This is a genomic window from Holophagales bacterium (assembly GCA_016699405.1).
Taxonomy (GTDB): Bacteria; Acidobacteriota; Thermoanaerobaculia; order Multivoradales; family JAGPDF01; genus JAAYLR01.
In genome coordinates, this window is the sequence record CP064972.1 from 343,937 (window position 1) to 357,712 (window position 13,776).

The window sequence follows — 13,776 nt, forward strand, 5'->3', positions numbered from 1 at the left end:
GCGCGACTTCCCAACCCGGCGCGCGAGCTTCTACTCGAGGGTCACCGTGGTGAGCGCGCCCGCGACGGCGTTCACGCTCGCCGTCAGCTCACCCCCGGTCGGGAGCGTCGCCGAGACCTTCCACTGGCCGGGCGAAAGACCGACCAGGCGCGCGCGGCCGCGCGAGAGCCGCCACTCCCCGCGCAGTTGGGTCCCCGACAGCGCCTCGAACGGACGACCCTCGGCGTCGACGACACGAAGCGGCACCCAGGTGTCGTCCCCCGCCAGGGCCGGGACCACGACATCGAGGGCGGCGCCCGTTGCCAGCAGCACGAGGAAGGGGCCGCCGGGGGCGACGACCGGAACGCGGGCGAGCGCGCTGTCGTCCGACTGCGCGAGAAGCTCCCAGCTCCCGCGTGGGGCCGTCCCCATGCGCACCCGCCCGCGCTCGTCCGGGTTCACCAGATCGGCGGAGAGCAGGCGGCCGTCGGCTCCGCGCAGCGCGACGCGGACGGCGCTTGGCACCGCGCCGGTGGCCGAGCGCAGCTCGAGTGTCAACCCCTCGGTCGACGTGAGCTCGAAGCGAAGCGCCTCGCCCTCACCTTCGCCGACCTCCACGGGTCGCTCGGCCGTCTCGTACCCATCGCGTTCGACGCGGATGCGGTAGCTGCCGGGTGAGACGCCATCGAAACGGAAGCTGCCGCCGCTGTCGGACTGCGCGTAGGACTGGCGGAGCTCCCGTCGCGACGGGCTCTCGCCCGCGGGGGCGAGAAGGAGCGTCGCGTCGGCTACCGGCCGCTGGTCGTTCGCGTCGACGAGCTGTCCCCGCAGCGTCACCGACGCCGTGAGATCGATCGCCACCTCCCGGTCGGCCTCCAGGGCGAGCTCTTCGTCGTGAAGGCGCGCGCTCCTCCCGCGCACGACGAGGTCGTAGGTCCCACGGACCAGACCCGCGAAGGCAAAGCGACCGTCGAGGTCGGTCGAGGTCGAGAGGAAACGCTGCCGCTCACGGGCTGCGAGGAGGATCGTCGCCTCGCGGACCGGCGCGCCATCCCGTTCGACCCGCCCCGAGAGCCGGATCCCTTTCGGGAGCTCGAGCTCGACCTCGGCCTCGGATCCGTCTCCCGCGACCGACACGGTACGTTGCGCGATCCGTCCGTCCTCGTCGTGGCGAGCCGCGACGATCCACTCGCCGACGGCAAGGTGGTCGAAGCGGAACTGCCCGGCGAAGTCGAGCGTCGTGGAGCGGGAGATCCCCGCGTCACCCAGACGAGCCTGCACGCGGACCGTGGTCATCTCCGAGAGCTCGAGGCCGACCACCCGCCCCCGAACCGCTCCGCCGTCGCCCAGGCGAAGGTCGATCCCCGAAACCGGGGCGTCGGCGACTCGCAGGGGCTCCGGCAGGCCCGCAGCGGCGTACCCGTCGGCACTCGCCGAAAGCTCGTAGAGACCCCCGCTGAGCGCGGTGAAGCGGAAGTCGCCGTCCGGCCCGGTGGCCTGCCGCTGGTACCCCAGAGACACCCCACCGACCCGACGCAGCTCGACCGACGCGCCGGCAAGCGGCGCTCCCGCGAGCGACAGCACTCGCCCGCTCACCTCGCCACGGGCCGCGAAGCGCAGCTCCGCCCGGTTTTCTCCAGCCACGATCTCGACCTCGGAGGCGACCTGCCCGAGCTCTCGATCCAGCGCGGAGACGCGACACCGGCCGAGGGGGACACCATCCATCGTGAAGCCCCCTCCGCCATCCGATCTCGCCCCAGCGTTCACGCCGCGGCCCTGGCGAACCACCACCTGAACCCCCTCGCGCGGCTCGCCGTCCGGACCGAGCACTCGGCCGGACAGTCGGGCCCCCGGCAGGAGGACGATCTCGAAGTCTTCGATCACCTGCCCCGGAGCGAGCTCGAGGCGGGTCAGAGCGTTCGCGTAGCCTCCCGCTCCTGCCCAGATCGAGACATCTCCCGCTTCGACTCCCTCGGCGCGAAACCGACCGTCCTCGCCGGTCCGGATCGGTTCGAACGGTTTGCCGACGGTGGACCTTGCCTCCCCTTCGCCGATCGTTCGGCGCACCGAGAGTGCCACCATCGCACCAGCGATCGGCTTGCCCTCCGCCGTCGCGACACGACCGGCGATCCCCCCCGAGGCCGAGAGCACGACCACCAGCGGCTCGGCGCGTGGCACGGCGACCCGATTGAGGATGGTCGTTCCGAAGCCCTCGTGCTCGACGGTGATCGTCATCGGCCGGCCCGGCTCGAGGTCGTCGAGGCGGAACCAGCCATCCGCCGCCGAGGTCGTCGTCGGCGGCTCGTCCGTATCGCCGAACGAACGCCCGAAGGCGCGCGACGAGTCGGCCGGCTCGAAGTAGAGCTCCGCCCCGTCGATCGCCTTGCCGCTCGCGTCGACCACACGACCCTCGAGGAGGGCTCCGGGAGCGAGCGTGACGGTCCCGAGCTCTCGGTTCGGATCCGCGGCGTCGATCGTCAGGCCGGGGACGCGCAGCGGCGCGAAGCCGCGAGCCGTCAGCCCCAGGTCGTAGCGACCCGCGGCGACATGAGACAGCGTGAACCTCCCGTCGCCGTCGCTCGTGCCAGTCGCCAACGGCTCCTCTCGGTCCCACGGCAGCTTGCTACGGACCTCCGCCACGTCGAAGAGGCGCACCGTCGCTCCCGCGACCGGCCGCTTTTCGACGTCCTGCACGCGACCCCAGACGACGCGTCCGGTGTCGAGCACGATCGTCTTCAGCGACGTCGGACCGGCCGGCATCGGAGGGAGGTCTTCACGCCAGGGGACAAAAGCACGGTGGATCGCGCGGAGCTCGATCCCCGCCTCCCCCGCCACGCCGGGCAGCCGGAAGCCCCCGTCGGGGGAGGTTCGCCCGCGCACCACCAGACTGACGGTGGTGCCGCCGCCCTGGCGAAGCGGCACCGGCGAAGCGACGAGATCGACGTCGGCCAGCGGGCTCCCTGAGCCATCGATCACCCGGCCGACGAGCGCCACCGCGGGCTGGAGCCTCAGGGTCGGACCGACCTCGGCATCGTTCAGCAGTTGGCTCGCCAGAGCTCGCTCCGGACGGTGCCCGGCCGCCGCAGCGCTCACCAGGAGGAAGTCCTGAGCCAGCTCGGTCAGGCGATAGACCCCGGCGCCATCGGAGCGCACGAAGCTCCCCGGATCGAAGCCCCAGACGAGCGCGCCGGCGAGCGGCGCGCGCTCCTTGCCGCTCAACACTTGCCCGGTGAGCGAGCGCCGCGCCGCGAGCACCAGGCGCTGCGCCGCGCCGTCGGGCGCGGCCGCCGCGGGGAGAACCGTCTCTCGTCGCTCTCCTCCCGGCGTCCGCACGATGAGCGGCACCGATCGCTTCCCGGCCGCGGGCAACGACAACCGGCCCGCATCGTCGGCCGGACCGAGGGGCCACTTGGCCTTCCCGACGAGCGCCAGCGCTCCGGAGCGCGGGGTTCGGTCGGGTCCGACGACCACCGTCGGTACCTGGGGTGCCGATTCGAGCATCATCTCGAGCCGCCCCGAAGCGCTCACCTCGCGCTCGACCGGAAGGTACCCCGCCTTGAAGACGGCGACCATGGTCGACTCGCCCGCGGCTCTCGGCAACCGCACCGTCCCGTCCGCTCCCGTCATCCCGCGCCGTTCGGCCGACGTCCAGGGGATTTCGGCCCAGGGAACCAGCCACGGCCGATCTTCGACCAGACGGACCCAGGCATCGCGGACCGGCCGGCCCGCCTCGTCGCGCACCGCCACGGTCAGCATCTGCTCCAGAGCCGGCGCGGCGGCCGGCAGATCGAAGCTCTCGACGACTCCGGAGAGCTCGATCTGCAGCGGCACGCGTCCGGGCGCCGTCAGGCGAATCCGGTAGTTGCCCGCCTCCCGGACCGGGACGACGAACGCGCCGCGGGCATCGCTCGCCGTCCGCGCCAGCGCCTCCGGAGACGTCTTCCCGGAGAGCCACAGCTCCGCTGCCGCCTGCTCACCGAGCAGCGGCAGCAGCTCGACCGTCCCACCGACGAGCGGTCGCTCCCCGGCCTTGGCGACCCCGTGCAACGCGATCGGCTCTCCTCGCGCCGCGACCGCCCCGAGGAGCAGGGCGCCGGCGAGGAACAGAACCGCGATCCACTGCGTCTCGCTCGGAGCAACTCGACGTTGCGTCGCCATGGCAGGCCTCCTCCTCGATCGTGCCAGCAGAATGCGGCTCTTCGGTAAATACGTCAAGCGCCGCCGGTCCGTCCAAGGTCGATGCCGCGGGAAGCGGTCAACGCGAGCCCGGGTTGATAGCATCGCCGCTCTCGCTCCCGACTCACGCGAAGGAAGGACGGTCCGATGCAGACCCTGCGCAGCTATCTCGACGGCCACTGGCACGAGGCCGATGGCGAGTTCCAGACCCTGGTCAACCCGTCGACCGAAGAGCCGCTCGCGCGCGCGTCGTCGCGGGGCGCCGACTTCGGTGCGGCCTACCGCTTCGCGCTCGAGCGCGGCGGCCCGGCGTTGCGCGAGCTCACCTTCGCCGCGCGTGGCGAGCTGCTCAAGGCGATGTCGCGGACCCTGCGCGAGCACCGCGACGAGCTCCTCACCCTCTCGCGCGACAACAACGGCACCACGGCGATGGACGGGTCGTTCGACATCGACGGCGGCGGCGGCACGCTCGCCTTCTACGCCGCGCTCGGCCGCTCGCTCGGCGAGCGCCACACGCTCGGCGAGGACACCGGGCTCCAGCTCGGCAAGAGCGAGAGCTTCTGGGGCCGGCATCTGCTCGTTCCGCGCCGCGGGGTCGCGGTGGCGATCAACGCCTTCAACTTCCCGCTCTGGGGCTTCGCCGAGAAGGCGGCGCAGGCGCTTCTCGCCGGCATGCCGATGATCGTCAAGCCGGCCACCGCGACGGCGCTCGTCACCGCGCGTGCGGTGGAGATCCTCGTCGCAGCGAAGCTGCTCCCCGAAGGCGCGCTGCAACTCGTCGTCGGCGGCACCGGCGACCTGCTCGATCAACTCGGCGGCCAGGATGTGCTGGCCTTCACCGGCTCCGCCGACACGGCGCTCGCGCTGCGTCGCCGCGAACGGCTGCTCGCCGCCGGCACGCGGGTCAACGTCGAAGCCGACTCGCTCAACGCCGCCGTGCTCGGGCCCGACGCCGTTGCCGGCACGCCGGCCTTCGACAAGCTGGTGCGCGACGTGGCGCAGGAGATCACGCAGAAGGCCGGGCAGAAGTGCACGGCGATCCGTCGCGTCCTCGCGCCGCGCGAGCACCTCGCGGCACTGCGCGACGCGCTCGCCGCGCGGCTCGCTCGCACCGTCGTCGGCAACCCCGTCGACGAGAGCGTGCGCATGGGTCCGCTCGCCACGGCGGGTCAACTCGCCGCGGCGATCGACGGCATCGCAACGCTCCGCGCCGGCGGCGCGCGACTCGTCCTCGGCTCGGCAGAGCGCATCGACGGCGTCGGCTCACCGGCAGGCCGAGGCTACTTCCTCGCGCCGACGCTGCTCGAGGTCGCGGACCCCACGTCCGCCGGTGCCGTGCATTCGCTCGAGGTCTTCGCCCCGGTCTCGACGCTCTTGCCGTACACGGGTGGTGCCGAGGAGGCCGCAGGGATCGTCGCGCTCGGTGAGGGCACGCTCGTCACCTCGCTCTACTCCGACGACGACGCCTGGGTGGCGAGCTACCTCGCCGCGGGCGGCGCGGTGACCGGGCGAATCTACTGGGGCTCCTCCGACGCCGAGGGCCTCGGCTCCGGAGCGGCCCTCCCCGGCTCACAGCACGGCGGCCCCGGACGCGCCGGCGGCGGCGAAGAGCTCGGCGGTCTCGTCGGACTCCGGCTCTACCTGCAGCGCGTCGCCGTCCAGGGCACCAAGCGTCGCCTCGACGCTCTCGGCTGAGGCGACTCACCGCTCAAGGAGCGGGCTCACCCAGTCGCTGCGGCCAGAGCAACCAGAGGCGACCGCGCTGCTTCATCCGGCCGGCGATCGCCTCGGCCTCGGCTCCGGCGCCGAGGAAGAGGTCGCCGCGCACCGGGCCGCGGATCGCGCCGCCGGTGTCCTGGGCGACGAGCAGGCGCGCGAACGGCGTCTCGGCGACCCGACCGACCTCCGGGGCCGCCGGCAGCGTCGTCGAGAGGAAGAGCGGCAGACCGTACGGCAGGAGGTCGTCGTCGACGGCGAGCGAGCGGCCGGCGGTGAGCTCGACCCCGGCGGCGCCGACGGCACCGCGTCCCGGAAGCGTGTGGAAGAAGACGAAGGAGCGGTTGGCGTCGAGCACGCCCTTCGCCTCGCGCGGATGCGCGCGCAGCCAGGCGCGGATCGACTGCAGCGACACCTCCTCGAGCGTCATCTCGCCGCGCTCGACCAGTACCTTGCCGATCGCCGTGTAGTCGTGTCCGTTCTGCCCCGCGTAGCCGACGCGCACGAGCGCGCCGTCGGGCAGGCGGATCCGCCCCGACCCCTGGATCTGCAGGAAGAAGAGCGCCACCGGGTCGCTCACCCAGAGCAGCTCGAGCCCGCGCCCGGCGAGCGCCCCGCCTTCGATCTCGGCGCGATCCCAGTAGGGGCGGAAGCGCCCCTGACGGATCATCCCCGTCAGTTTGCGACCGGCGAGGTCGCGCTTGAACTCGCCGAGGTCGACGACCTGCATGTCGCCCGGATGCAGATAGAGCGGGTGGACGAACGGGCCGCGCCGCTTGCGATCTCCGGCGAGCTCCGGTTCGTAGTAGCCGGTGATGAGCCCCTCGTCGCGTACCCCGTTGCGCACCGAATAGACGGCAAACTCGCGTTCGAAGAAGGCGCGCACGGCGGCCGGGTCGCGCCCCGGAAGCGCCCGTGCCGCCGCACAGAGCGGCGCGAGGTCGCGCCCCGCGGCGGCGAGCCGGCGGCCGAGATCGGAGCTGCCGCGCGCCCCGTCGCACGTGGCGACGAACGGTGCGAGCGCCTCCTCGAGTCGATCGGCCTCCCAACCGGCGAGCGCCGCGAAGTCGACGCGCACGAGTGTCCGTTTGTCGCTCGTGGGCACCGCTCGACCGGCCGGAAGCGAACCCGGCACGACGATGGCGAGCGGCGACGAGCGCAGCTCGGTGAGCGACCAGTAGGCAACGAGCGCCATCACGGCAAAGCCGATCGCGAGGACGGCAAGGGCCCATTCCGACGAGCGGGAGCGGATGGGCGGGGCAGCAGATCGAGTCGGTTCGCGCATGACGTCGCTCCGGCGCGACGCCAGAATTCGCCGGCGCCGAATCGGGCCTCGATCGTCTCACCTCTTGGCGAGCGGCGCACGCTCCGCGCGCCGCGGCCGACCCTCGCGAGCTCGACGGCGGCCTGCGGGGTTTCCCGGTCCGGCGAGGCTAGGCGCGGTTCGCCCCGCCGGGCCGGCGCTCCCCGCTCCCCGGAATCCGCGCTCCGGCTGTCGGGAGAGTCTCGTAGAGCTTGGCGGCCGCGGCACGTCGCTCGAGGCGCTGCAGGACCTGCCCGATGCGCCCGGGCAGCTCGATCCGGTAGTGCTGGGCGAGGGCGGTGGCGATCCGCAGCTCGAGGGCGAGGTGTGGAACGACCGGACCGCCGCACACGGCGCGCACCTGGTCGACGAGCGAGATCGACCGCGGCGACTCCATGGCGACGAGCAGCCCCTTCGGCGATCTGGCGAAGGGGACGGCACGCAGCAGGCGCGCCGCACGCTCCGGTAGTCGTGGTATCTCCGGGCCCGCCACCCCTTCCAGGGTGCTTCCGTCCACGGTCGGCACCCCGAGCTGGGCACCCAGGGCGGCGAGCAGCACCGTCTCGCTCACCAACCCCATCTCGACGAGGCACGTGCCGATCCGCCCCCCCTCGCGCTCCTGGCGATCGAGCGCCCGAAGGAGGTCCTCCTTCGGCAGTAGCCCGAGTCGCGCCAGCATCGCGCCGAGCAACGGCCGCCCTTCGGCGTCGACGTCCAGGGTGATCGGATCCATGAGCAGCTCCACGAGCGGGTCGGTCAGCAGTCCCGCCTCCCCGAGATGGAGCGCAGGTCGCCTCCCTCGGGGGCCACGCGGCCGAAGCGAGGAGCGACTCGAGCTCCCGCCGATCCGCCGGGTTCCGCCATGGCGCCGAGCCGGCCATCGGTGAGAGAATCGCCGGCCCCGGCGCTTTCGAGCGCGTCCTCCGGAGATCCGTCCGACCATGTCCACCCTTTCTCAGGCGGTCGCCCGCCGCCGAACGTTCGCCATCATCAGCCACCCGGACGCGGGCAAGACGACGCTGACCGAGAAGCTGCTGCTCTTCGGCGGGGCGATCCAGCTCGCCGGAGCGGTCAAGGCGCGCGGCGACGCGCGGCGCGCGCGCTCCGACTGGATGAAGGTCGAGCAGGAGCGCGGCATCTCGGTCACCGCCTCGGTGATGACCTTCGAGTACGGGGACTGCACCTTCAACCTGCTCGACACGCCGGGTCACCAGGATTTCTCCGAGGACACTTATCGCACCCTGACGGCCGTGGACTCCGCGGTGATGGTCATCGACTCCGCCAAGGGGATCGAGACCCAGACGCGCAAGCTCTTCGAGGTCTGCCGCCTGCGCGACGTGCCGATCGTCACCTTCATGAACAAGCTCGATCGCGAGGGGCGCGAGCCGTTCGAGCTGATGGACGAGATCGAGCGCGACCTGCAGCTCGACGTGACGCCGGCCAACTGGCCGATCGGCATGGGGCGGCAGTTCCAGGGCTGTTACGACCTGCTCGGCGACCGCCTGATCCTGCTCGATCGCGGTCACGGCCACCACATCGCCGAGCGCGAGCGGGTCGACGGGATGAACGACCCGAAGCTCGCGCGGCTGCTCGCCCCGTCGGTCGTCGAGCAGCTGCGCGAGGAAGTGGCGATGACCTCGGCGCTCTGCCCGGCGTTCGACCGCGAGGCCTACCGCAGCGGCCACATGACGCCGGTCTTCTTCGGCTCGGCGATCCACAACTTCGGCGTGCGGGAGCTGCTCGACGCGCTCGTCGAGCTCGCCCCGTCGCCGCGCCCGTCGCCGGCGCGCGAGCGCGTCGTCGAGCCGCTCGAGGAGAACGTCTCCGGCTTCGTCTTCAAGATCCAGGCGAACATGGACCCCAAGCATCGCGACCGCATCGCCTTCGTGCGGCTCTGCTCGGGGCGCTTCACGCGCGGCATGAAGCTCTTCCACGTGCGTGCCGGACGCGACTTCGCCGTGCACAGCCCGGTCCTCTTCCTCGCTCGCGAACGCGAGCTCGCCGAGGAGGCGTTCGCCGGCGACATCATCGGCGTGCCGAACCACGGCCTGCTGCGCATCGGCGACACGCTGACCGAGGGCGAAGTGCTGCGCTTCACCGGCATCCCGTCGTTCGCCCCCGAGCTGCTGCAGAAGGTCCGGCCGGTCGACCCGCTGCGCGCCAAGCACCTCTCACGGGCGCTCGCGCAGCTGGCCGAGGAGGGTGCGGCGCAGATCTTCCGCACCCGGCAGGGATCGGAGTGGGTGGTGGGCGTCGCCGGCCCGCTGCAGTTCGACGTGCTCGCCGACCGCGTGCGCACCGAGTACGACGTCGAGGCGCGCTTCGAGCCGACGTCCCTTCACACCGCGCGCTGGATCGAGGCCGACGACGAGGCGGAGATCAAGCGCTTCCTCGCCGCGCACGAACACCACATCGCCGACGACGTCCACGGCGACCCGGTCTATCTCGCTCCGTCGGCCTGGCGGATGAAGGCGGCAGAAGAGGACTGGCCGAAGCTGCGTTTCCGCAAGACCAAGGAACACCTGCAGTAGCCTCTCCCCCGCCCCGCGAGGGGAGTAGCATCGCGACCAGGACACGACGCGACCGACGCGGCCGACAGGACGGCCGGACCCGGCCGGCGGAGGAGGGGCGATGGGCGACACGATCCGGACCGTCGAGTACTACCAGACCACGGTTCACGAGGAGCCGGCGGCCGCCTACCACCTGCTGGCGCGCCTCGCCGACGCCGGAGTCAATCTGCTCGCGTTCAACGCGATCCCGGTGGGGATGCACGCGATGCAGCTGGTGTTGTTCCCGGAAGACGGGGAGTTGCTGCGGCGGGTGGTGGAATCGCTCGGGCTCTCCGCCACCGGCCCGCATCGCGCGCTACTCGTGCAGGGCGACGACGAGCTCGGGGCGCTTGCCGAGATCCACCGCAAGCTGCTCGAGGCCGGGGCGAACCCCTATGCCTCGATCGGCGTGGCGGACAACCGCGGCGGCTACGCCGTGATCGTCCACCTGCGCCACGACCAGTTCCCCGCCGCCCTGCAAGCCCTGGGAATCTAGCGAAGGACGAGGGACCGCTTAGGGTCGCGGCTGCGCTGCCGGGAGGCTCCACGCCCGGACGCCGAGCTCGTGCACCAGGCTCCCACCGAGATGCGCCGTGGCCGCGGTCAAGGCCACGATGCCGGTGCCAGCCACCAGGAGCAGCACGAGGACGAGCCGTCGACGGCGAGCCGCGGGGTGGAGCGCCACCCCCCCCACGGCGAGCGCAAGCAGACCGACCCCACCGGCGAGGAACAGCCCGAGCTGCTGATGGCGGGCGAGCAGGAGCTCGGCGCCGACCGGCAGGGCGACGGCCGCCGCCGAAGCCTGTCCCGAGAGCACCGCGAGGACCGCACTCACGGCGCTCGCGGCGAGCAGCGCCAGAGCGGTCCGGAGCGAGGCGAGCGACCGAGCCTCGCGCGTCAGGACGGCGACGGCCAGAGCGGCGACCGCCGCGACCACCCAGGCGATCGGAAGGTGAACGAGCAGCGGATGCGCGCCGGCCCACCCGACCGCACCGAGACCCTCGGCGGCCACGTCAGTCCCTTCCCCGCAGGTCGAAGACGATGGAGAGCTTCGCTTCGCTGGCGACCGGCCGTCCCTCCCGCAATGCCGGGCGGTAGCGCGCCTGCATGGCGGCGGCATAGGCCGCCTGGTCGAACCCCAGGCCGGCCGGCGGACCCAACGGCTCGGCGGCCGTCACATGACCCTCGGCGTCGATCCGCACGTGCAGCTCGACCGTTGCAGTGCGCCGCATCCGCCGAGCTGCGACCGGGTAGTCGGGGCGAACGACCGAGAGCAGCTCCGGCGGGGTGAACGCCGGAGCTCCCGGGGCGGGCGCGGCGTTCGGCTCGTCCGGCAGGTGCGTCGCAGCGGCGCTCGGCTCGCCCGGCGAAGCCGGCACGACGGGCACGGCGAGGCTGGGTGCCACCGCTTCGACGCCGCCTCCGCCCGCGGTCGGCCGGCTCTCGACGCCACGACCCTCGAGGTCGCGCCGCTCGACGAGGCGGCGCAAGAGCGACTCGAGCTCGCCCCGGCGCCGCTCGGCCGCAGCACCGCTCTCGCCCCGCAGGCGCGCCTCGGCGAGCTCCTGACGCAGGCGCTCGACCTCGGCCTGGAGCTCGGCGATCCGCGCCCGCTCGCTCGAGTCGTCGATCGCCCCGGCGGGGAGTGCCACCGCGGTCGCGACTGCCGGCGGCACCGGGGAGGACGGCTCGGAGCGCCGGGCTACCCAGTAGAACGCCGACCCGGCGGCGGCGAGCGCGACCACCAGGGCGAAGAGCGCGACCCGCCATCGCGTGGAAGTCCCCGCGGAGCGATGGCGCTTCTCCTCGTAGAGCCGTCGATCCGCCGCCTGCAGCGCCGCCTCTCCGGTTGCGCCATCGACCGGTGAGGCGGCGACGCCGAGGCTGAAGCTCACCGCCAGACCGGCCGGAGCCTGCGGAGCGGTGGAGCCGAAGCGCCGGCCCTCGAGCGCCTGGCGGATGCGCTCGGCGAGGCCGCGTGCCTCCTCCGCTCCGACCCCGGGCAGCACGACGACGAACTCGTCTCCGCCGTAGCGCACCCGCAAGTCGGTGGCACGGAACCCTTCGCGCAGAAGGTCGGCGACCGCGCGCAGGACCTCGTCCCCGACCAGGTGCCCGTGCGTGTCGTTGACCTCTTTGAAGAGATCGAGATCGAGAATGAGCAGAGCGACTTCGCGATGCGCGGCGAGCAGCGCCGGCCAGCGCTCGGCGAAGAGCCGGCTGAGGGCTCGCCGGTTGTAGAGCCCCGTCAGATCGTCGCGATAGACCAGCTCCTGTCCCTCTCCCGTCGGCGGCAGCACCGCGGCGAGGTCGACTCCGCTCGCGGGGCCGGCGCGGCGCTCAGCAGGGGAGTCGGAGACCATCGGCATGGGTGGCTGGAGGACCAGAGAGGGGCGGTGGCAGGGCGCTCGACAGGGACCGAACCTGGAATCTTACGCAATCTCTCGACGCTGTCCCGCAACGCGATCGGGATCGCCTCGGCTGGTCCGGCCTCAGCCGGCTTCGCCGCGCAGCCGGCCGAGGAGCCAGGCGAGCCCCGGCAGGAGGATCACGGCAGCTCCCAGCCAGAGCCAGACGAGCGGGACGAAGTGGCCGGAGAGCCACCACGGTGCGGGCCTGGCCTGCCAGAGGTGGAGCAGCGGCGAGACACGCCAGTCGAAGTCGGCGTTGGCGGTGTTCGTCAGGTGGAGAAAGCCGAAGACCTCCGCCAGGGCGAAGTAGAGCTGCTGGACGACACAGGCGAGCGTCACCCCGGCGACGAGGCGGAACCGTTCTCCACCGCCCTCGGCGAGCCACGCCGCCACCGGCAGGAGCAAGAAGGGGATCGTCGGCACGAGCAGCCGCGGCCCGAGGGCGAACCCGCCGTGCCAATCGCTACGCGCGGCGACGAAGAACAGTCGCGTGAGCACCGAGCCGGCGAGGACGTCCGCGAGGATCCGATGCCGGCGCCGCAACGCCGGCCACGCCACCACGCCGAGCAGAACGGCGGGACAGTAGAGCAGGACCCCCTTGCCGCTCGACAGCAGCAGGCCGTGCAGCCCCGCCCAGGGCGCGACGAACCGGCCGTAGCCGAGCGCCGCGGCGGCGGCCGGGTCGACAGCCCGACCGGTCTCGAACGGAGAGCCGAATCGCGCGGCGTTGTAGAGCGCCAGCGCCGCGAGGGGCACGGCGAGACCGCCGGCGAAGCGGAGGAGCCGAGCGACCCCGCCGCGAAGGGTCGGACCCGTCGTGCGCGACCGCGCCCCGGCATAGAGGGCGAAAAGCGGTACGAAGAGCACCGAGGTCACGTGCGCGAGGATCGAGAGTCCGAGCGCCAGGCCGGCGACCGCCGATGCGTCCGGGCGCGGCGGCCCGACGAGTCGCCGGTCGGAGCGGGTGAGCAGGTCGAGCGACAGCAGGGCGAGCAACGTGGCGAGCGGCTCGGAGAAGTCGCTCCCCGCGTACCACCAGGCAAGCGAGCCGAGGCCGTAGAGCAACGCCGCGACGAGCGCACTCCGGTCGCTGCGGCCGCAACGCCGGGCCAGTCGAAAGAAGACGAGCACGCTGGCGGCCGCCGCCAGCACGGTGGCCCAACTCGCCGCGAAGCGCAGGGCGTGGGGCCGCGGCACCGTCGGCCGCTCGCCGCGCACGGCGGCGGGCAGTCCGTCTCCGACGTGAAAGCTGGGGCCGAAGGGGACTCTCCCACCGGCGTCCGAGCGCTCGCCCAGGATGGCATTCGCCCCGGCGACGAACGGGGCCTCGGCGAGCGACTGCAGCGGTCCGAAGACGGAGTAGAGCCGACCGTCCCGGCCGCGCGCGAGCCCGAACCCCCGCCAGTCGAGCTCCTCCTCGACGGCGAACGAGCCGTGCAGGGCCAGCGACTCGGCAACCCGATAGACCGCCTCGCCGTCGGGCGAGCGGATGCCGCCGTAGGCGGTGAGGGCGTAGAGGACGAGAACGGCGGCGAAAAGCCGACCCGCCGGCCGAGAGCCCGCCGGGTTCTCGGCCGGTAGCGAAGGGGTCGGCACGATCGGCGCGACGACCGATGGAGCGGTGCTCAGATGGCTGGCTCGC

General features: G+C 72.7%; 9 protein-coding genes. 3 read left to right on the forward strand and 6 right to left on the reverse strand.

What is annotated here, in order from left to right; translation table 11 throughout:
* Positions 1-30 precede the first annotated feature (30 nt).
* Positions 31-4,137, reverse strand: a complete 4,107-nt coding sequence (locus tag IPJ17_01510) for a carboxypeptidase regulatory-like domain-containing protein (protein ID QQR74296.1) — start codon at positions 4,135-4,137, stop codon at positions 31-33.
* Positions 4,138-4,302: 165 nt separating this feature from the next.
* Between IPJ17_01510 and IPJ17_01515 the strand changes: the two genes are divergently transcribed.
* The gene (locus IPJ17_01515; GenBank protein ID QQR74297.1) at positions 4,303-5,850 is read left to right on the forward strand and encodes a 3,4-dehydroadipyl-CoA semialdehyde dehydrogenase; all 1,548 of its coding nucleotides are present in this window, start codon (positions 4,303-4,305) and stop codon (positions 5,848-5,850) included.
* A 13-nt stretch (positions 5,851-5,863) separates the two neighbouring features.
* Here IPJ17_01515 and IPJ17_01520 read toward each other — a convergent pair whose 3' ends face one another.
* Together IPJ17_01520 and IPJ17_01525 are read right to left on the reverse strand one after the other, a co-directional pair.
* On the reverse strand, positions 5,864-7,066 hold the full coding sequence (locus tag IPJ17_01520; GenBank protein ID QQR76061.1) for a murein transglycosylase A: 1,203 nt from the start codon (positions 7,064-7,066) through the stop codon (positions 5,864-5,866).
* A 238-nt stretch (positions 7,067-7,304) separates the two neighbouring features.
* Positions 7,305-7,907, reverse strand: a complete 603-nt coding sequence (locus IPJ17_01525) for a hypothetical protein (protein QQR74298.1) — start codon at positions 7,905-7,907, stop codon at positions 7,305-7,307.
* A 208-nt stretch (positions 7,908-8,115) separates the two neighbouring features.
* Here IPJ17_01525 and IPJ17_01530 point away from each other — a divergent pair, with 208 nt between their 5' ends.
* Positions 8,116-9,705, forward strand: a complete 1,590-nt coding sequence (locus IPJ17_01530; protein ID QQR74299.1) for a peptide chain release factor 3 — start codon at positions 8,116-8,118, stop codon at positions 9,703-9,705.
* A gap of 100 nt (positions 9,706-9,805) precedes the next feature.
* Entirely contained in the window at positions 9,806-10,219 is a 414-nt protein-coding gene (locus IPJ17_01535; protein QQR74300.1) for a hypothetical protein, read from the forward strand.
* A gap of 18 nt (positions 10,220-10,237) precedes the next feature.
* Here IPJ17_01535 and IPJ17_01540 read toward each other — a convergent pair whose 3' ends face one another.
* The 3 genes from IPJ17_01540 to IPJ17_01550 form a co-directional block, all read right to left on the reverse strand.
* The gene (locus tag IPJ17_01540) at positions 10,238-10,735 is read right to left on the reverse strand and encodes a hypothetical protein (protein QQR74301.1); all 498 of its coding nucleotides are present in this window, start codon (positions 10,733-10,735) and stop codon (positions 10,238-10,240) included.
* Between the two features lies 1 nt (position 10,736).
* Positions 10,737-12,092, reverse strand: coding sequence for a TonB family protein (locus IPJ17_01545; protein QQR74302.1), 1,356 nt, complete (start codon positions 12,090-12,092; stop codon positions 10,737-10,739).
* 123 nt (positions 12,093-12,215) lie between these two features.
* Positions 12,216-13,730 carry a glycosyltransferase family 39 protein gene (locus IPJ17_01550; protein QQR74303.1) on the reverse strand — a complete coding sequence of 505 codons (1,515 nt, stop codon included), beginning with the start codon at positions 13,728-13,730 and terminating at the stop codon, positions 12,216-12,218.
* Positions 13,731-13,776 lie beyond the last annotated feature (46 nt).